Genomic DNA, 20,344 nt, shown 5'->3' with positions numbered 1-20,344 from the left:
CTGTCTAAACTAGATAACTTCAAGATTCCGTACCAGATAACATAAGGAATCTCATTACATTGGATAATTCCAATGTAATCGTGAATTTGGTCGCCCATCGGGCTATTGGATTGGATTTATCCATTGGAATCCTCAAATCTGCGGCCTATATGGCGTTTTTTATCTGATACCATTGGATAAATCCAATGTAGATGCGAAATTAACCGCCTATACGGCTGCTTGATTGGATTTATCCAATCTACAACGTGAGGCGTTTCTTAGACAGTGGACGTGCCGCCGCACAGTCAGGGTATTTCAGCTACTTTCCCTTGCAGCTACTCTCTTCGTTCTCCCAACCATCTATTTAAACTAGCTAACTTCAAGATTCCGTACCAGATAACATGAGGAGTCTGATTACATTGTATAAATCCAATGTAATCGTGAATTTGGTCGCCCATCGGGCTATTGGATTGGATTTATCCATTGAAACCCTCAAATCTGCGGCTTATATGGCGGTTTGGTTGCTCAAGCTATAAAATGGAGGCGGTTCTATTTGCGACAAATCTTCAAAGGCTTTTAATCAATTAACTACGCAGAAAAAAACGGACCAAAGCCCAAGGCCATTGTCCGTCCCGCTCTGTTCCCGTCTCGCTCAGATCCACTCCGTCCCCATCCCAATCCCCAATTACAAAGTCTCAACCTCAGCAATCTCAATATATTCCATGCTTTTCAAATCATCATAAACCTCGGAAGCATACTTCCGATCGATGAAAACGATGAAATGGAGCTCCTGCTGCTCCTTGTTCAGCTCTTTGATATGTACGCTTTTCATTTTATACCCTCTGGCAATAATCTCCTTGATGATAGTCGTTAAATTGGCTTCATGCGACACGACGAGCCTGACACGCAAATCCTTCATCAACAGCGGTCTTGGTCCCATTTTCTTAATATAGTATGGCAAAACAACCACACTCACCATAATCAGCAGCAGTCCAAAAAAAGCTTCAACAAAGAACCCAGCCCCAACGGCAATCCCCAGTCCTGCGGCTCCCCAGATCATCGCCGCCGTCGTTAATCCGATAATGACATCATTATGCTTCCGAAGAATGACCCCTGCCCCAAGAAATCCGATCCCGCTAACCACTTGCGCCGCAAGCCGCATCGGATCCATGACGTGCAACCCGGGTACCGCATATTTATTCGCAGATTCAATAGATACAATCGTCAGTAAACAGCTGCTTAGACATATGACTAAAGAAGTTTTGAGTCCAAGAGGTTTATTTCTGATTTCCCGTTCCAGACCAATGATTAAACCGAAAATAGCTGCGATTCCTAATTTCATTAAATCATGCACATCTACAGACAGCATCATCGTTGTTGTCTCCTCTATGTCAGATAGCTTTACAATATCTTAACATTTTGGAGTTGTAATAAATAGACATGTATGATTTGTTTTTTTATGCCCCAAAACAAATAAATGACCATTGATTCAAAAATTTATTGACCTACAGTCATTTTACTCATTCAAACTGAACGAAAGGTCATCTTGTGCGGATAACCTGAAGATTCGTATCGCTCAACACGGGTTTGTTTTTATTCTCGAGGCCAAATAACCTTGTTCTGAATGACTATGCCACCAACCGCTTGCCGCCATCATCCAATACCAGTAAGAAATGACCATTGATTCAAGTTAATATTGACCATCAGTCACATTTTTTGATATAACTGATCTTGTATAAAGTTAATTATTAGATGGGGAGGCTCAATCATGGAGCGTGAGGAAAACATTGTTACTCGTGCAAACCGATCGAAAAATCATCTTGTGCGGACAACCGGAAGATTCGTATCGCACAAAACGGGTTTTCTTTTAATCTTGACCGCCATAACACTTGCAGGCTGTTCCAATAAAGCACCGTTATCTGCCGCAACGACTGCCGAGCAAGCAGCCGGGGCAGCGAGCAAACCTGTGATAACGGCTGCGGTTACCACACAAGCATGGGCAGGTGCCAAGACACTCACTGCCGATGTAATTCCTTCGCTGGAGTTGAATGTCATTCTTAAGGCGGATGGCGATGTAAAGTCCGTGCTGAAAAAACGCGGGGAACAGGTCCAGAAAAACGATGTAATCATCGAGCTGGATAAGAAAGATTTGCTTCGCCAGAAACAAAAGCTGCTTTATGCCAGAGCCAGTCTTGAAGAACAGATGTCCAAGGCCAAGAAGGATTGGGACGACGGTATTCTGGAACTAACGAACAATATGGCCATTACCCAGCAATCCTTGGACGATGTCACAAAGCAATATAACCGTGTTCTGAACGATTATGACACGGGGCAGGCAACGAAAGAACAGAAAGAACAATTGGAATCTCAAGTCAAGCAGCTAAAGCTGAATCTTCAAACTTTGAAGCAAAAGCTTCAGACGCTCCAAAGCACTAGGCCGCTTGCCGCCATAGAGTACCAATTGCAGGCTAACGATATCGATCTGCAGGATGCGGACGTCAACCTGTCTTATTTTGAAGTCAAGGCGCCTGCGTCCGGACTTTTGACCGAGATGCCGATTGAGGAAGGAATGACGCTTGCCAGAGGACAAAAAATCGGCGTAGTGCAGCAGCAAGCGCCAATCAAAATTCGCGCCGAAGTGACGGAAGCGGACTTGCCGCTCGTGCAGGGCAAACCGAACCTGATCTTTCATAATTCGGATTCCCCTGATACATATGAGGGAAAAGTGTCTTATTTGGCGAACACAGCCAACACCCAGACGAAAACCTATTCCATGGAGCTTGAAGCCGCGAACGAGAACGGTCGCCTCAAACCTGGAATGCGCGTGCAGCTTCAACTTGCTGGAGGCGGCGAACAGCAAGTTATCTCCGTACCGGCGAGCAGCGTTTTGCGCGAAGATGGCGAGCCCTATGTATTCATTTTGAATGGAGACCATGCCGAAAAAAGGACCGTCAAGCCCGGCCGCAGCAAGGATAGCATGACTGAAATCACACAAGGGCTTAAGGCAGGCGAGCTGCTAATCGTCTCCGGTCAGTACCAGCTTAAACATATGGAGAAAGTAGCGCCCGGCCAGTAGTTTCGGCTTCTAACCGGAACAACTGGACAGAAGGAGGAGTCCGCTTGATTGCTAAACTGATTAAATACCAAAAAATTACCCTGCTATTCTTTGTCGTTCTCGTGCTGCTGGGCACCTTTAGCTTTTTATCGTTAAGCCAGCGCGAAAATCCGGAAATCACCGTATCCATGGCTACGGTGAAGACGATCTATCCCGGAGCATCGCCGGAGAAGGTCGAGCAGCTTGTCACGAAGCCGCTGGAAGAAAAGATTAGAGAGATGGAGTCGATCAAGTCGATCGATTCGACTTCATCCACCAACGTGTCCTTCATTACCGTTGAGATGCAGCCCGGGGCCGATAACAAGCGAGCATGGGATACGCTCAGACAAAAGGTGCAGTCCGCGCAAGGCAAGCTGCCTGCAGAAGCGCATCAACCCGAAATCAATGATGATCTGGCCAAGACATCGGCGCAAATCATTCATTTGATTATGGAAAACCGTTCTCAGATGGAGTCTTTGCGCCCCATTTCTGAAACATGGAAGGACCAGCTGCGCACGGTTGCCGGCGTCAGCGATGTTGAAATCGTAGGACTTCCGGGTCAGGAAGTGAAGGTAATTCTGAACAAGGAGAAGCTCGAAAGCCTGCAGCTTCCCTGGCCGCTGGTTATGCAGGCGCTCACAACCGCTCACGACCGCACGCCGATCGGGAACGTGACTGCCAATAACAATAATGCTTACGTTCAATTGACGGGCGAATGGAAGTCCGCCAAAGATATTGCCGATACGGTCATTTACCGACCGGCAGGGCAAGGCAATTCACTGAGCATCAAAGATGTCGCAGAGGTTAAAGTAGCTCCCAAGAAAACGGAAGAGGAAGTTTTCTATCAAGGCAAACCTGCTATCGATGTGGTCATTTATCCAGCCAAAGGAGAAAATATTCCTTCCTTGCAAGTAGGGATTGACGCCAAGGTTTCCGAATTGCAAGCTCAGCTCCCCTCACAGGTGACGATGGTATCGTTGTTTACACAAAAGGAGAACGTCGATCATCTATTTGCCGATTTGTCGCGGGAAATGCTGATTGGGATGGGTGCGGTACTGATTGTCTGCATTCTGGGGCTCGCATTCGGAACGTCCATTATTGTCGCGCTCGCGATTCCCGTTTCCATTGCGCTCGGGTTCCTCCCGATCGGCATGACGTCCATCGATCTCAATCAGATTTCTATCGTCGCGCTGGTCATTGTCCTTGGCATTCTTGTCGACGATGCCATCGTCGTTAACGATAATATCGAACGCAGACTGTCCCTTGGCGATTCTCCTCTGGATGCGTCGCTGAAAGGCAGCCAGGAAGTTTCGATTTCGATTCTTACCGCAACGATCGCCACAGCGGCCGCTTTTTTCCCGCTGTTTTTCTTGAAAGGCAACATTGGGGACTTTATCAAGCCAATTCCCGTCGTCGTCAGCTTGACTTTAGCCGCGTCGATGGCCATGTCGTTAACCATCATTCCGATTTTCCGCAAATGGAGCAGCGAACGCAGTCTACGCAAAGGAGTCTACGTTCAGAATAAGCTGCCGGGACTTTTGGGAAAACCTCTATGGCACCTTAGCGAGAACTACGAAAAGCTCATCCGCCGCCTGCTGCGAAAACCACTGCTAACCGGCATGATCGGTCTCGTTATCGGCACGGCCAGCTACGGGCTTCTTCCCCTGCTGGGCGTACAGTACTTTCCGAGTGCGGAACGAAGCGAATTTTTGCTTGATGTGAAGATGCCCGTAAGCGCCGATTATAAGCAAACCGCCGATATGATGACAAGCTTATCGGTTTGGGCGGCTAAGCAGGATGGAGTCCAATCCGTTTCCACTTATGCTGGAAGGACAGCACCCAAGTTTTACTATGCGGAAAACGATTCTGTCGGAACTAGAACAGGCCAATTATATGTCAAGGTCGATGAATCCCGAACCCATACAGGCAAGCTTGTATCCGACTGGCGACAACAGCTCAAGCACATATATCCCGACATCGAGCTGCTGCCCAGAGAACTCGAACAAGGCCCTCCGGTTGGAGCGCCGATTGCCATTCGAATCAGCGGCCCGGATTTAAGCGAGTTAACATCGCTCTCCAAGCAGTTGCAAACGATTCTGAAGAGCATCCCGGGCACCGCCAACGTCTCCGACAGTGTCGGTGATGAAACCTATACGATGAATCTGCAGCTCGATCAGGAGAAAGCGCGTTATTACGGCGTCACTGAGAAAGATTTGTCCGGAACCGCCAGACTCGCAACCGAAGGGATTGAAGTTTCCAAACTGCAACTGGGCAACGAAGAGATTCCTGTCACATTGTTCAGCGAGGCAAACCAAACGCCATCCAATGAAACGATAGGAGAATTGCTAGTTCCTGCGCAATCCGGGCAGCTGTACCCGATTAAGCAGTTCATCGATGTGCAGTCTGACCGCATGATCACCTCCGTGCAGCATCGCAATCTGGTGAGAACGATCACGGTAAGAGCTTACACGGACGGAACATTGCCGGCGAATATCATGACCGAACTGCAAAATCAAGTTGGCAAAATGCAAAAACCAAACGCCTACACGATAGAATTTGCAGGCGAGAACGCTGACCGGGACGCTGCTTTCTCCTCCATAGGCAAGCTTTCGATTGTTGTAGTCTGCCTTATTTTCATTATTATTGCGATCCAATTCTATTCCTTGTCCATACCGTTCCTAGTCATGATGACGGTTTATCTGGCCATGGGGGGCGCTCTTATCGGTTTATTCGTGACGGGTGCGCCAATCGGATTCATGGCGCTTATGGGCTTTGTCAGTCTGGCAGGGATTGTCGTGCGCAACGGCATCGTGCTGGTTGAGTTTATAGAAGACGCCAGACATAACGGCATGGAATTGTACGATGCCATTGCCGAATCGGGCCGTGCGCGGCTTCGGCCCATTCTGATGACATCGGCTACCGCAATCGGCGGCCTGCTGCCCATGGCTATTATGGGAGGCAGCTTATGGCGACCGATGGCCGTCGTCATTATCTCAGGGCTTATTGTCTCCACGCTGCTCACGCTCATTATCGTCCCTGCCTTCTATCTACGGCTGGCCCTGTGGAGGGATAACCGCAAGCTGAAGCGCAGTGCAGCGGCAACGACAAACCTTCCTGCTCAAGGCGAAACAACTTCTCTCTAGATGCCCAAACGATTTTCAAAGGAGGAACAACTATCATGAAAACAATATTCAAGCAAGCGACTTTGAGCTTCGCTTTGGCTTCCTCGCTGCTGATGTCGGGGATCCCCGCATTCGCGGATGGCGCAGCGGAATCAGCAAGCGCTGCCGTATATAAGATGAACGCCGATCTCCCTGTTAGAGTAAAAGGCGTCTTTAATGAAAAGACGACCGGCGGCGTCCGCCTCGGCGCAGTGATTCGCATGAACAATACAAGCAACCATACGCTGCGGATACCCGATCATGAGCTCAGAGTCAAAACGCCGGACGGCTTCGTATACACCTTGCGTCCCAGCAGCGCCAACGAGCGCGGTATACAGCCCGGTGCGGAGGTGGAGTTGACCTACATGCTCGTCGTCAACCGCACGAGTCAAATAAGCCTGACAGAACTTTCACTCATCGATGTCAATTACGACGTATATCCAAAGCAGGAAACAGCGCTGTTCACGATCCCTATCGATGCCATCGTATGGAAAGGAAAACTTGACGGATTCAAAGATGCTGCGTTGTTGAAAAAATGGGGAGAATCGTTCACGATCCCGACACTCGAATCGCCTCTTAGCTATCGAACGATAAGCATAAGCAAAACCAATTCGAACGACGGCTCCGACTATGTCGTGAAGCTGCTCGCAACGAATCCGTCCGACCGGAGCGAGACCGTTCCCGCTCTGGAGCTGGCCGGTAAAACCAAAACGGACGTCTTTACAGGCCGGGAAGTTGAAGCAAACCCAGTAGTCTTAGAGCCCGGCGAAAACAAATATATTCATTTCGCTATCCATACGGAGATGAACGCGGTACTCGCCAGCCTTAACGTATTGACGACCGAAACCTTTGCGCAAGCGGGGACGAACGGCACGTTAAAAGTATCCAACTTTGGCATTGGCAAGCTGAACATCGATCTAGCACAAAAAAAATCGGATGTCCTCAGCTACGCCTATGAATCGCCGATAACATTCGAAGCGTGGAATGATGCCATCCATCAGGATCTGAAGGTAGCCCTGACGGAACTCCGCGTGGCGGACAATGAAGATCAGGGAAGCAAGCTTGCGGTAGCCAAATTCAAGTTTACGAACAAAGGATTAACTATGCTTCCGATTCCGGCGCTTCTAACCGAATTGCAGAGCCCAGGGGGTTACGATTATACAGGGATCAGGCAAAGCCAAGTTCAGAGTACAATTGCTCCGGGAACGTCATCGGTTGTCAACTATACGTTTGTACTGCCCGTATCGGAGACTGCCGAAACGTTTACGATGAAGCTGCAGCAGTCGCTCAGCGGGGGTTACGGGGACGATAATGTCGGGGGTACAAGCGGCGGTACGAAATCCGCCTACAAATCGACCATTGCTTCCTTTCAGGTAACTCCACAGGGTAAGGAAGACAGACATAAGATTACTCTGTATCCATATACGCTCAACATTAAAGACTATTTCTTGAACCAAATAACGTCACCTGATCAGATGATCGCCATTACCTATACGTATAAATTGCAACTATTCCTGGAACTGGACCGCGATCCGCGGGTGCTGACGGACCAGACGTTCTCCAGGCTGAAGTTCGAACTGGTCGATCCCGCCGGCAGCATCCTTGGCTCCAAATCATTCCCTTTCACAGGCACCGATCGCTTGGTGAGCGGCAAGCAGACGTTAACTTTCAACCATCTGACAACCGATCAAATACAAAGTAACGTGAGCGTTAAAGTATATGAATCGATCCTTACCCCATCCGGCGAAGTCAATCGACTGATTACGGAGTTGAAATAACGGACCAAAACAAAAAGCTTGGAAGAGTGCTACATCGCACTTTTCCAAGCTTTTTTATTAAATGCGGAAGCGATATCCCGCGCCCCATATGGTTTCAATGTATTGTGGATTGGATGGATCCTGCTCAATCTTCTCCCGCAGCTTGCGGATGTGTACCGTGACGGTGGCAATTTCACCCATCGCGTCCATTCCCCATAGAAGGTCGAATAACTGCTCTTTGCTGTACACCCGGTTGGGATTCATCGCCAGATGAGTCAGCAAATCGAATTCTTTGGTGGTGAACACGACTTCTTTCTCGTTCACGAAGACGCGGCGCGCCGTTTTATCAATCATAAGACCGCGAATGCGCACTTCATCATTCTTGGTTTCACGCCTGCCCATCAGCCTTTCATACCTTGCCAAATGGGCTTTGACTCTGGCTACCATTTCGCTGGGGCTGAAAGGCTTAATGATATAATCATCCGCACCGAGGCCCAGCCCGCGAATTTTGTCGATGTCTTCTTTTTTGGCGGACACCATTACGATCGGAATATCTTTCTCGCTGCGAATACGTCGGCAGATTTCGAATCCATCTACTTTGGGCAGCATCAGATCGAGGATAATCAAATCATAATCGTTCGTGAGCGCCCGCTGGAGCCCTTTGTCACCGCTGTTCTCTATATCAACCACATAACCGCTGATCTCCAAATAATCTCGTTCCAACTCGGCGATGCTTTGTTCGTCTTCAATGATTAAGATCCGACTCATCCTTCGCTCTCCTCCTGCTGACTAAGCGGTAATGCCATGTAGACCGTCGTCCCCCGCCCGATCATGCTGGTTGCGCCGATTCTGCCGCCGTGTTCTTCCATGATTTGTTTGGCTATCGCAAGCCCAAGCCCGCTCCCTCCGGTCGCTGTATTGCGTGAAGGGTCTGCTCGGTAAAACCGGTCAAAAATATGCGGGAGCGCCTCCTCGGAGATGCCTTGACCGTTATCTATAATTTGAATGACGGCATGACCGTCGATCTCTCTCAAAGTTAAAGTAATGCTGCGGTTGCCTTCATCACTGTACTTGACTGCATTCTCAATGATGTTCAGCAGAACACGTCTCAGCTTATCTCGGTCTGCGGTTACATACAAAGGCGATTGCGGCAGCTCGGTAAGCGCGAAGCGAACCCCTTTTTTCTCCATATCGAACTGCAATTCCTGCGCGCAATCCTGCACATATTGGCCAAGATCCACGGTCTCGAATTGAAAAGGGACTTTGCCCAAATCCAGCTTGGAAAATAAGAATAACTCATCTATCAGCCGATCCATATCAGCGGCTTTATTGTAGATGGTACGAATATAGCGGTCCATTTTGTCCGGCGAATTCGACACGCCATCCATGATGCCTTCGACATACCCTTTGATCGCCGTGACCGGTGTCTTGAGATCATGCGAAATATTCGAGATGAGCTCCTTGCGGTTCTCTTCATATTGCAGTTGAATTTCTACCGACTTCTTCAGCTTGCGCCGCATTTCTTCAAAAGCCGTACTCAGCTCTCCAATCTCATCATCGGAATGTCGGACAACTTCGAAGTCGAGATTGCCTTCTTTGATTTCCTCTGCTGCACGTTTAAGCGATTTTAGCGGCCTAATGATACTGCGTGAAACAAAGTAGGTCAGCACCCCGTTGGTTAGAACGAGAATGAGAATAAACGTAACGATGACCGATTTGGAAAATTGGTGCAAATATTTCTGGAAAGGGCCGCCGTCCAGGAAGACGAATACGGAGCCTTTGCTTTTATCCGAGAATAAAAAATCCTGCTGCCTAGTTATCCACAGAGAACCTTGGTTGCGCTGAAATTCGCCCGATGAGGTGCCGTAGGAAGGCAGTTTGGTCGTGTTTCCCGCTTCCCCTTCTTTGATGTAGGGAGAAACGTACGTAATTTCCAAATCTTTGCGAATAATTACACCCATATTGATCTTATGGAACCGCGCTTCCAAATCCTTGATGAAGGCAGGATCCAGGAAGGCATCCGGTTCTGTATCTGTCTTCGCTTTCATATAAGCGACATTCTCAAGTTCCTGATCGACAACACGCTTGATGGGATTGCCTTGGGAGAAATCCACTTGGAAACCGGACTTCAAGCTTCCGAAGGTTGCGATGCTGATTAAGATCACGGCTAGTATAGAGAGCACAAGCGGTACCAGCAGCATCGCGATGTAAGAAAGTACCAGCCGTAAACGAATCGACATCCGCGTCAAATCTCCTTTTTATCGAAAAAATAAAAACCTGCTGTGTAAAACAATATACTACATGCCGCTAGAAACATAAAGATACTGCTGATCTTGCCTATCGCTAGTTGGCTGCCGATCCAAAGCATGTGCCAATCCATATAAGCCGTAGGTGAATAGGTGGCAATCTGCGGAACGAAAAAGGCGGCTACTTTAAACGCCAAATATAAAAGTATGCTGACGGTCAAAGCGGAACTGCTGCTGGAAAAGAATTGCGCCAGAAATACGGCCACAATACTGAGTACAAACAGGGGAACAAAAGCTGAGCCATAGGCAAGAAACCACTTAACGACCGTGCCAAAGCCTCCAAAGTTTTGGAAAAACAAAGCGGATATAGCAGAGGCTAGCAAGCCTGCCGCCAGAAATAGCGCAATATAGATGCCAAGCGCAATTTGTTTGGAAGTAAACACTTTAAATCGCGTGATGGGCCGCGTGAGCGTGTTTTTCATCGTGCGGTCACCCATCTCACCGGAGAAGACATCTGCGGCTCCCATGAAGACGAAGAGCGGAAGGAAGATGCTTGTTAATAGGCCCAGCATCAGAATCGGGAAGTCCTGAGAGGCGATGGCGCCGATCCCAATTCCGCTTTGGAAGCGTTCCAGCAGCACGCCTGCAAGTACCGGCAGAATAAGCGTTACCGCCAGAAAGAATATCGTTTTCTTTTTGGCTGCCATTTTAATCGTTTCGTTCCAGACGTTGGCGGTTAAACTAAGCATGGGCTGCGAGCCTCCTGACTTCTGTAATTTCGCGCAAGTAGGCCTCTTCCAGCGATGCGCTGCCCTTGGCTAATTCGGAAATAAGTCCTTCACGTACAAGCCGTCCTTGATGAATGATGCCCATCCGGTTGCACATGAGCTCCATTTCATGAATCAGATGGCTCGAGATCAGGAACGTAATTCGTTCTTCTCTGGCCAATCGCAAAATAATTTCGCGTATTTGGACCATCCCTTCGATGTCCAAACCATTGGTAGGCTCATCCAGTATGAGCAATTCCGGCTTCGACAGCATCGCCGCGGCGAGTCCCAAGCGCTGCTTCATCCCAAGCGAATAGCCCGCTACCTTCTCCCGTTGAAACGGAGTTAGACCTACGATCTCCAGCACTTCGTCTACGCGCTGCTTGTCGATGCCCGGATAGAATCTTGCTGCCAGCTCCAGGTTTTTGCGGCCGCTCATGAATGTGAAGGCTTCTGCCGTTTCGATCAGCACGCCAACCTTGGACATTGCTTGCTCATACTGCGTCGACACATCATACCCGAACAACTTCACTTGGCCTTGCTGCGGCCGCGCTAAACCTGTCATGATCTTCATGACCGTGGTTTTGCCAGCCCCATTCGGTCCGAAGAAGCCATAAATATCGCCTTGCTGCACCGTCATATTCACTTCATGAATGCCGCGCTTGTTCTTATACATTTTTGTCAGATTGTTAATTTCTACGATCGCTGTCATGCGAGGTCCGCCTTTCAAGAAATAAGGAGGTCAACTTGTGTTGAACGTTGAGCCCTCCCCTTCTTTATGAGTTCATACTTATTCGTGTTTGCCGCCCCAGTTTTTGCGGGAGTTCTCGTCGAACTTCACGGTTTCCAACTTTTTGCCTTTCAAATCAACGGTATCCGGTGTTGTCGAGTTCAGGCTGGACAATGTCATATCCACACTAAGTACAACATCATGTGCTTTGCCGCCAGCATCTTTGCCGGAAATATGGATTTGTGCTGTTTGATTCGTGATATGGTTATCCGCATCCACACTTGCGTTCATTTCAACCTCATCCATCTTGATGTCAGAAGTTAATTGGGGCAGACTATTCTTGAGTGTCGTTACGTCAACACCCATCGTGTCAGCTTTGGCAGGCAGCGGACGATCGTTATTCTCAGCTGTGCCATGTTTGATGACCAGTGAGCCAATCGTGTTCACGACCGGAGAAATTTGACTGCCTGACAGTTTAAAATGGATGTTCTTCACGTTGCCTGATGCTTGATCCAACGTGACATAATTTTTCAGATTGCCGACTAAGGCGTCAACCACATTTTCCACTTCACTTATGACTTGCGGGTCCGGTGTGTGGTTGGCACGTTCATGCTCTTTGAACTTGCCCTGCACGCCATCGCCTTCTAACACTTTATACACATCAGAATCGTCTGTTTTCACAATTTGTTTGCCATCTTGGTTGTAAAAGTGAATCGTTTGCTGCTCCGCGCCGCTCTTCACGGTTACTTCTGCGCTTCCAGCTTGATTCTTGCCGCTGCTTTTGATCGTCGATGTCACATTCAGCAGCGGCGCACCATTGTCCTTCAAGCTCACATTCACCTGACGAGTTACATTGTCTACCATTGCTGTTTCTTTGAATGCCGATTTAAAAGCCTCATATCCGGGAGCATCTCCCACTCCTGCATATACCGAAGTCACAAGCATCATGCTGCCTACAGCTACACCTAGTCCCATCATCGCTAACTTCTTATTCATATCTGTTTGCCTCCGCGTATTCAACGCTTTATCTAATTTGGATGCGTTCCTCGCTTCCATGTATTCATCTTATCCCCCCGATCTTAATTGCCTCTAAAACACCTATTAAGCTTGCCTAAAACAATTCTTAAAATTTTATAAAGTGGGCATGTGTCAAACTGATAGACCGCACAACACGGAGATACTATAATGAATCAAAGCTCAGCTTCTCAGCTAGCATTAAGGAGGGTGGTCCTACTGGATATAGAAAATAAAGCTAATCATAGGGCGTACGAGTCCCTTGATCATATGAGTTTTAAGCTCCGAGAGATCGAACTGTTTCGAAACCACGCCATTGCTTGGGAATTAAGGCTTCAATTCATTAAGTCTTATACCCTCATTCTGGCAGCAAGCGGCCAAGGCTGGTTGACCATTGATGGTCGATTTATCGAGCTGCGGCAAGGCAGTGCCTATATATGCGCTCCCGGTCAACTGATTCAGGCAGCGGCGCACTCATTTGATGAACGTGGATTTTATCACTTGCGATTTGACATGATTGAAGAGGCAGAGGCATTTGGCCATCCTACAGAAATTATCAGGCAGATAAGTGTATTTCCGATCAAAGGTGAAGTGATTACTTCTTCTCCCGTCTCTGTTAATGCTTTATGTGAAACCATTTATCACGAGTTATCGGGCGGGGATCCGTTAAAACGATTCCGCAGTCAAATTCTCTTTCAAGAAGTGCTGTATACCATCTTGCAAGATGCTCTTCTCAACCAAGGAAACGACCCGGAATCCGCACTTGAAAGTACGAAAGCCTATATCGAGCGGCATTACCAACAAGATCTGACAATTGAGCAACTCGCCAAGGTTGCAGGCATGAGTTCCCGCCATTTTATGCGATTATTCAAAAAAAGGTATGGTTGCAGTGCAATCGACTATTTGACAGACTTTCGGATCAAACAAGCGCAGCAGCTTATGCGCACAGGTGAGCATTATCGTCTCAAGGACATCGCTCGGCATGTGGGCTATCACGATGACATTTATTTTAGACGTAAATTCAAACAGATTGCAGGCATGCCTCCCGCAACCTTTATGAAGAACAGCAAGCTGAAAATTGTTGCCTACGATTCTTTGTGCATCGGATATCTGCTTACGCTTAAGATCACGCCCAGCGCTGCCCCGGCTGATCACCCGTGGACCGATTATTATCAGAGAAAGTATGCAACAGAGGCTGTAGTTCCATTAAGTTCTGATTTTGTGCGTAAACGGGAGGAAATTCGGCTTGTTAACCCCGATTATATAGTCGGCCTTGACATCCATGTACCAGCCGAAGAACAGACGAGGCTTCAAGAAATTGCTCCCACCTTTGTTGTACCCTGGACAGAGACCGATTGGCGTAAGCAATTGCGCTTGATCGCTCAGTTTCTGGGCCTAACAGCAATAGCCGAAGTCTGGCTTGAAAATTATGAACGGAAAGCTCATTTGGTAAGCGCTCAAGTGAAATCTCTCCTGAAGGACGATAGTCTCCTTATCCTGAGAATAACCGGAAATCAATATCATGTTTTGGGCAGCAGAAGCATTGCCACTGTATTTTATGATGATCTTCAGATTGTGCCTGCACCCGGCGTTGATCCCATCAAGATGAATCAGCAGGTGATTCCTGAACAGTTGCCCGGTTTCGATGCAGATCGCCTTTTGCTCATCGTGGACGAAGATCCCCTGGCACAATCAACCTGGCACAAGCTTACCCATTCGAAACTATGGCACAATCTGAAAGCAGTCAGGAACGGCAGGGTAGATTTCCTTCCTACCTACCCGTGGGTAGAATATACCGCCTTCACCCAGGAATTATTGCTCAATGAAGTACAGAAGCTTTGGCGGAATCGTGCATAGAAAATTGTCAGCATCGTCAATATTCCGAAATACAGAAATCATCTATACTCCTCTTATGTGATAATGATAATCAGTATTAATGTTGATCTTCATTGACAAATTCAACTTTTATGAGGAGTATTGGGAAAAATGAAACGCAGTATACAAGGGATAGTGGGAATCGCCAGCATATTGTTTCTACTAGCAAGCACGGCTTGCGCAGCAACAAAAACGGAGCCAAATCAGGTAAGTTCCTCCCCTGCAGCCTCCAATCAAACCACTAAAGTCGCAACCGATAAGCAGCGTGTAGTAAAAAGCTCAAAGGGCGACGTCAACATTCCAGCCGAACCGAAGAAGGTCATTGGACTCTCTGTCGTTTATCCTGAATTTCTATATGCACTCGGTGTTACGCCTATTGCTGTCCAAAACTATCACTCGGAGTTTCCGTCCTATTTGAAAGAACCTTTCAAGCATACCGTGAAGACAGGTCTTGCCCAAACGCCTAATTTCGAAGCTATTCTAGCCACTGAGCCTGACCTCATTATTGCGCCTACTTGGTGGTCCGACAAAGATTATGAGCAGTTGTCCAAAATCGCACCCACCGTGCTTTTGCCACAGAGAGATAATTGGCGTGATGAATTAAAGGATATTGGCGAGGTTCTCGGTAAAAAGACACTGGCTGAGAAGGTTATTCAAGATTTACAAAACAAAGAAGCTGACGCTAAGGAAAAGCTTCATGCCCTTGTTGGAAACGAAACGGTGATGTATATGATGATTATGGCGAAGGAACTAGTTGTTTACGGAGAGAATATCGATCGAGGCAGTTTCATTCACAAAGAGTTAGGCTTGAAGCCGGTTAAAGACTTCCCGCAGAGTGAGCAGAGTGTGTCAATATCATTGGAAAAAATACCTGATTTTAACCCCGACCATATCATTCTACAACTGGATGATGATTCCAGTGATGAGGTTCAGAAGAGATATAAAGCCCTGTTGGAAAGTTCTTTATGGAAGAATATGACCGCAGTGAAGAACAACCACGTTTACATCATGGGAGGCAAGGAATGGTTTAGCTTGGGGATGTCTCCACTGGCTGACAGCAACGCCGTTGACGACGTGCTTCGCGCATTCAATAAGAACGCTAAATAATGGGGGCCTGCAGTGAGCATGGTAGACTTCAATGAACTGGAAGAGAAGTTTTTCCTAACGTTGCATGAACCTTCAAATCTCTTGCTTTCGATGCCGGCTATCCATCTCTTTCAAGATGAGCAAGCGATCCGCTTGATCGACATGTATAGCCCTCTCATCAAGACCAGTGAGCGTGCCGTTGCTGCTGCATTCTTCTGCAGTTGGTATGGCAGCGTCTGTGCAGCGATGCAGGACATGTTGTTTCACGATCATGGAGCGATCCTAGATGTATCCTTATCGAATTTAACCATTCAGCTACATGACAACTCTCCCTACTCTTCGTTTTCATTTAAAATCAATGAAGTACGATTGATTACAGTCCCAGACCGGGATGACCAAGAGGCTTGGTATATACGAATGCTTCATTCCTACTATAGCAACCAAGTACGCCCTTTGATCGTTGCCTTATCCCGGCTTACCCAAACAAACGTCAATCGATTATGGGGACAAATCGTCAATGCTATCTACGCCCATATCGACGAAGAGTTAAAAGAAATTACGGAAGAATCCTGCAAGACTCGTCTCCTTCATGAGTTCGAACTCCTCACTCATCATGTCGATGCCCAAGCATTCGGACTGCTTAGAAATCCGTTTGAACGTAAACCGAAATTCATTGAAAGCCTTGCAAACCCTAATCAAATGGTCAAAGTAAAAACGGCATGCTGCCTGGCTTATCTGCTGGATGCAGGGTTTGGCTACTGTTACACTTGCCCAAGATTAAAAGAAAGCGATCGAGCCTTGCTCAGGGCAAAGGCTCGTTGTTAACTTCTCTCCTTTTCTCGTTCGAGCAACATTTCTATCGTGCTTGAACGAGAAAATGTCAATACTGCGGAGGCTTGTCTGTATTCTTCAGCATCCCCGAATGAACGATCTCCGCCTTCACGCGGATATCCCCCAGTTGGTACGATTCAAAAAGTTTCTCCCCATTGGCCGTCACCTTAGACCATTCAGGGAAATCTTGTCTATACAGCACATGTTCCAGTTGATAGACATCTATCTTCTTTTTCCTCCCCTGTTCAAACGTATATTCAAGCTCCTCGGCAATTTGCTTTTCTATTTGCTTCTGCAGCGCCCGCTCATCAACCTTTTCAATAACTTCAGCAATAACAACCTTGCATTTCATAGCGATATCGAATATGAGCGGGTCCCCTTTACGCGGTTTAATATGAGCACTTGGCTTTAGAATAGAAACCGTCTGAACCGCCTTTCCGTCCATATAAACGACTAGTGGCGTGCGCGCCGTGCTCTTTTCCAACCATCTTCCACCTATGAACTGATCTTCGGACAGCCAGTCCACCTGACCTTTTTTACCGAGGGCATAGACACCGTTCACTTCTAATTTAGAATCCGGTTTGTTATTCTTTAACCAAACGTCTTTGCGAATGGCCAAGGAGGGCATCATAAGAGTATATCCGGGTTCCCTTAACAAAGCAGCAGCTCTATACAATTTATTAGGACGAATAACGGAGCGTTGGCGATAATTTTCTACGGGCTGCATCATAATGGAGGTCATTGGCGACGTATTAAAGAAGGGGATAACCGATAAAACATCTTCAATCGGCTCATCCGTGCTGTAGACCCATTGCGTAAATCGTGTTTCACCGAATCTCACAGATCCGTCGGTAAATCTACCTATCCCTTGCTTCAAAGCTTCCTTCGAAAAAAGGTAGGCATTGACGTGTCCCCAAAAGACGCGCTGCTGGGTCGTTTTGTACAAGCGATTGAATGCCTCGCTAACCGTATCTCCCTCCTCACGTCCAACCCATATCATCGGTGGCTGTCCAGATTTCCCCCCCTCCTGTTTCGCTACGCTTGCGAAGTCAAACATTTGACCATACATGACATATTTCCCTTTTTGATAATCGAAGCCTAAGGCTGTCAAATAATTCGTATCCTGAATGGTTTTCATATCCCAGCAGCCAGTCAGGCTTACAAGAAGCACGCAACCAATGGCAAGCTTACCTATCCCTTTCATCTTCATGGGGAATCCTCATTTTGCCGTGTGTCATCCCCGACCTGCAAAGAATGCGGTCTTCGCTTCATATGGAGAAACGGCTTAGCTAATATAGCCGAGATTAATTCCCGATATTTGGGCGGTGATAAAGGCGACAGATAGGGTACTCCAAAGGATTCCAACGTCGATAAATATAAAATAAGCCCAATAAGCGCCACCATATAGCCATAAATGCCAAATATCGTGGATTCAATCAAGATTAGCAAACGCAGTATCGTAACGGTCCCCGCCAGTGACTGGTTCACCAAGGTATACATCGCTATCGTCGAAATAGAGGTAATGACTAAGGTTGTGGGGCTCGTAATGCCAGATCGGATAGCGGCATCACCGACAATGAGTCCCCCAACAACCGTAACGGTTTGTCCAACTACTTTGGGCAACCGTGCGCCTGCTTCACGAAACAACTCAAACAGCAGCAGCATAATTATAAAATCCATCGGGCCTGAGAGCGGCAATCCAAGGCGGGATGAAGCGATGGTCGCAACTAAGGGATATGGAATCTGATCTAGATTAAATACCGATAAGGAAATCCAAAAACCCGGCAAAAAGGTCGCTACTACCAGACCTCCAAGTCGCAGGATGCGCTCAAAGGCAACATAATAAAAGGGAGAATGTACATCTTCGGGAGATTTCAAAATAAACATTAGATTGGCAGGAGCCATCAGTACCATCGGTGATCCATCAACGACGACGGCGAATCTGCCGCGGAGCAAGCTGTCAGCGACAAAATCGGGCCTTCCCGCATAGTCCAGCAGAGGAAAGAACGAGAATTTATAGCCGGACATTGCTTCTTCCAATTGCGTGCTGCTAATCAAGGCATCCACTTCAATTTTCTTCAGCCGCTCTCTGGCAACTTTAAGTACATTCGGATCAATGACATCATCCAGATAAAGCAAAGCAACTGTTGTTTTGCTTCTTACCCCAATCTGCGATTTTTCGCAGCACAAACTACGTGTTAATAAGCGCTTGCGCACTAAAGCAATATTCGTTGTTACACTTTCCGTAAAACCATCGCGCGGCCCCCGAATTGAAGTTTCTGTATTGGAATCTTCCGGAGACCGGTTGGGAGCCGAGGAAATATCAATGGCGTACAAGTGCTGCGTTTCTTCAAAAAAAATGATAAGTGAACCGGCATACAAAGAAACCGTCATGGTTTCTAATGCATTCGATCCCGTAATTTCTTCTAATTGGAGCATCGTATTTACTTCTAGCTTCGCTGCTTGTCCCAGCAACTTTTGGCCAAACAAGCTTTGCAGCTTGGGTAAAACCAAATTTTCAATATGATCTCTGTTGACCATACCGTCACAGTACATCAAGAGGACGTCCGTTTTGGGCTCGATATCGGATAGTTGATACGATTTGACAATCACATCATTCGACGAGGCAAACAACTCCCGAAGATCATGCTCATTCATTTTGTCACCTTCTCCTTAGGCCGCACGGGCAAGATCGTTAACACAAATAAGATAAGCAGGAAACCCACGCCAACCACGAGCATCATCGGGTAGTACCAATCTTGGATAAAACGTACCATCTCATCATCTGTAAATGGGAATAGGCAAACGGCTAGGAAAAACAGACTCAGCCCAAGCAAGACCCACGTGCGCGAACGTTTCTTTTGGAAACCCATCACATCCACACTTAGGAACATCAGCATGCACATGCGGATGCAGGCCCCTGATATCCATTGGAAAATAGATAGAAAGTCCAGATGAGAAATATATTTCCCAAGTGTCACCATGCGCCATTGCTCGAAGGCAGGATATCTTAGATCAGCCGCCTCAAAAGGGCCAAATATCGCAATAGCTCCCATGAGAGGACCTACCGTAAGTCCTATGATAATGATGCCCAGAATTAATAAAGCACGCAGCCGAATTCTCGTCTCGGCATGGTGCTGCAAGAACACAATACTTATCAGTTCGAAGGAAGATCCGCAGGTCAGCAGCATCGTTTTCATCGTGGGCGCATAACCGTGTGTAAATAATGGCGTAATCAAGCTATAGTCCTTGTATTGAAAATTAGCCCCCATCACAAAAAAGCCCAAGAGAACTACACCAGGCAGTAAAATACCTGAGGTAATGGCAACAGCCCTCATCCCTTCACGCGCAGCAAAAAAACAAAAAATGAGAAAAGCCAGCCCAATCATGATAGGCGGGGTTCTGGGCAAGTAGGAAATATTCGTCCAGGTGACCATATCCCGCAAAGTAATTGAAGCATGTGCCACGGCTATCCCAATAACGATTACCCTCAGCAGGAATACAACCACTTTTCCATACCTTTGTTTCATCCATACCATTATATTCTGCTGTTTGGACCGTTTAATCACAACATAAAGGAGAGTAATCCATATCAATGTAGGGATCATGGCGAGTGAGGCGCCAAACCAGGAATCACGTTTACCGTAATGAAGCAATACTGGAATTAATAAGACATGATTGGTGATGCTGATCGACAGAATTAAGACAAAATACAATTGCAGTGCGGTAATTTTCCGAGTTCCGGACATGAGCTTTTCTCCTGCTTTGGTAGTAGGTGGAAACTTTTATTGGTATGGTTAACTA

15 protein-coding genes are annotated in these 20,344 nt (G+C 47.3%); 6 read left to right on the top strand and 9 right to left on the bottom strand.

Annotation, left to right across the window (positions count from 1 at the left end; genetic code table 11):
- Nucleotides 1-664 precede the first annotated feature (664 nt).
- A complete protein-coding gene (locus IEY34_RS20830) occupies nt 665-1,351 on the bottom strand; it encodes an MgtC/SapB family protein (protein WP_189014731.1) in 687 nt (228 codons plus the stop codon).
- Between the two features lie 396 nt (nt 1,352-1,747).
- Between IEY34_RS20830 and IEY34_RS20825 the strand changes: the two genes are divergently transcribed.
- From IEY34_RS20825 to IEY34_RS20815, 3 genes are read left to right on the top strand one after another with little or no spacing between them, the layout of a single operon-like run.
- On the top strand, nt 1,748-3,055 hold the full coding sequence (locus IEY34_RS20825; protein WP_189014729.1) for an efflux RND transporter periplasmic adaptor subunit: 1,308 nt from the start codon (nt 1,748-1,750) through the stop codon (nt 3,053-3,055).
- Nucleotides 3,056-3,099: 44 nt separating this feature from the next.
- Entirely contained in the window at nt 3,100-6,216 is a 3,117-nt protein-coding gene (locus IEY34_RS20820; RefSeq protein ID WP_189014727.1) for an efflux RND transporter permease subunit, read from the top strand.
- Nucleotides 6,217-6,251: 35 nt separating this feature from the next.
- The gene (locus IEY34_RS20815; protein WP_189014725.1) at nt 6,252-8,012 is read left to right on the top strand and encodes a hypothetical protein; all 1,761 of its coding nucleotides are present in this window, start codon (nt 6,252-6,254) and stop codon (nt 8,010-8,012) included.
- Nucleotides 8,013-8,069: 57 nt separating this feature from the next.
- Here the strand turns inward: IEY34_RS20815 and IEY34_RS20810 are convergent, their stop codons facing one another.
- The 5 genes from IEY34_RS20810 to IEY34_RS20790 form a co-directional block, all read right to left on the bottom strand.
- Complete coding sequence (locus IEY34_RS20810) at nt 8,070-8,759, bottom strand: response regulator transcription factor (RefSeq protein WP_189014723.1); 690 nt, start codon at nt 8,757-8,759, stop codon at nt 8,070-8,072.
- Nucleotides 8,756-10,231: a sensor histidine kinase gene (locus tag IEY34_RS20805; RefSeq protein ID WP_189014721.1), complete on the bottom strand. Its 1,476-nt coding sequence runs from the start codon at nt 10,229-10,231 to the stop codon at nt 8,756-8,758. Before IEY34_RS20805 ends, IEY34_RS20810 begins: the two co-directional genes overlap by 4 nt.
- 5 nt (nt 10,232-10,236) lie before the next feature.
- A complete protein-coding gene (locus tag IEY34_RS20800; protein WP_189014719.1) occupies nt 10,237-10,986 on the bottom strand; it encodes a DUF2705 family protein in 750 nt (249 codons plus the stop codon).
- Nucleotides 10,979-11,716, bottom strand: a complete 738-nt coding sequence (locus IEY34_RS20795; RefSeq protein WP_189014717.1) for an ABC transporter ATP-binding protein — start codon at nt 11,714-11,716, stop codon at nt 10,979-10,981. The genes IEY34_RS20800 and IEY34_RS20795 overlap by 8 nt, the downstream gene beginning before the upstream one ends.
- Nucleotides 11,717-11,794: 78 nt before the next feature.
- Complete coding sequence (locus IEY34_RS20790) at nt 11,795-12,730, bottom strand: hypothetical protein (protein WP_189014709.1); 936 nt, start codon at nt 12,728-12,730, stop codon at nt 11,795-11,797.
- Between the two features lie 288 nt (nt 12,731-13,018).
- Here IEY34_RS20790 and IEY34_RS20785 point away from each other — a divergent pair, with 288 nt between their 5' ends.
- The 3 genes from IEY34_RS20785 (at nt 13,019) to IEY34_RS20775 (ending at nt 16,534) form a co-directional block, all read left to right on the top strand.
- Nucleotides 13,019-14,605, top strand: a complete 1,587-nt coding sequence (locus IEY34_RS20785; RefSeq protein ID WP_189014707.1) for a helix-turn-helix domain-containing protein — start codon at nt 13,019-13,021, stop codon at nt 14,603-14,605.
- A gap of 129 nt (nt 14,606-14,734) precedes the next feature.
- Entirely contained in the window at nt 14,735-15,730 is a 996-nt protein-coding gene (locus tag IEY34_RS20780; protein WP_189014705.1) for an ABC transporter substrate-binding protein, read from the top strand.
- An 18-nt stretch (nt 15,731-15,748) separates the two neighbouring features.
- Nucleotides 15,749-16,534, top strand: coding sequence for a ferric iron reductase (locus tag IEY34_RS20775; protein WP_229757755.1), 786 nt, complete (start codon nt 15,749-15,751; stop codon nt 16,532-16,534).
- A gap of 55 nt (nt 16,535-16,589) precedes the next feature.
- Here IEY34_RS20775 and IEY34_RS20770 read toward each other — a convergent pair whose 3' ends face one another.
- Genes IEY34_RS20770 through IEY34_RS20760 form a run of 3 tightly spaced genes read right to left on the bottom strand, consistent with a single transcriptional unit; the run spans nt 16,590 to nt 20,289 of the window.
- The gene (locus tag IEY34_RS20770) at nt 16,590-17,750 is read right to left on the bottom strand and encodes a Ger(x)C family spore germination protein (RefSeq protein WP_189014701.1); all 1,161 of its coding nucleotides are present in this window, start codon (nt 17,748-17,750) and stop codon (nt 16,590-16,592) included.
- Nucleotides 17,747-19,198: a spore germination protein gene (locus IEY34_RS20765; protein ID WP_189014699.1), complete on the bottom strand. Its 1,452-nt coding sequence runs from the start codon at nt 19,196-19,198 to the stop codon at nt 17,747-17,749. The genes IEY34_RS20770 and IEY34_RS20765 overlap by 4 nt, the downstream gene beginning before the upstream one ends.
- Nucleotides 19,195-20,289 (bottom strand): GerAB/ArcD/ProY family transporter, encoded by a 1,095-nt coding sequence (locus tag IEY34_RS20760; protein WP_189014697.1) that lies wholly within the window; start codon nt 20,287-20,289, stop codon nt 19,195-19,197. Before IEY34_RS20760 ends, IEY34_RS20765 begins: the two co-directional genes overlap by 4 nt.
- Nucleotides 20,290-20,344: the final 55 nt, after the last annotated feature.

Source organism: Paenibacillus marchantiophytorum (genome assembly GCF_014640555.1).
Lineage (GTDB): Bacteria > Bacillota > Bacilli > Paenibacillales > NBRC-103111 > Paenibacillus_E > Paenibacillus_E marchantiophytorum.
This window is presented reverse-complemented; position numbering and strand designations above follow the sequence as displayed.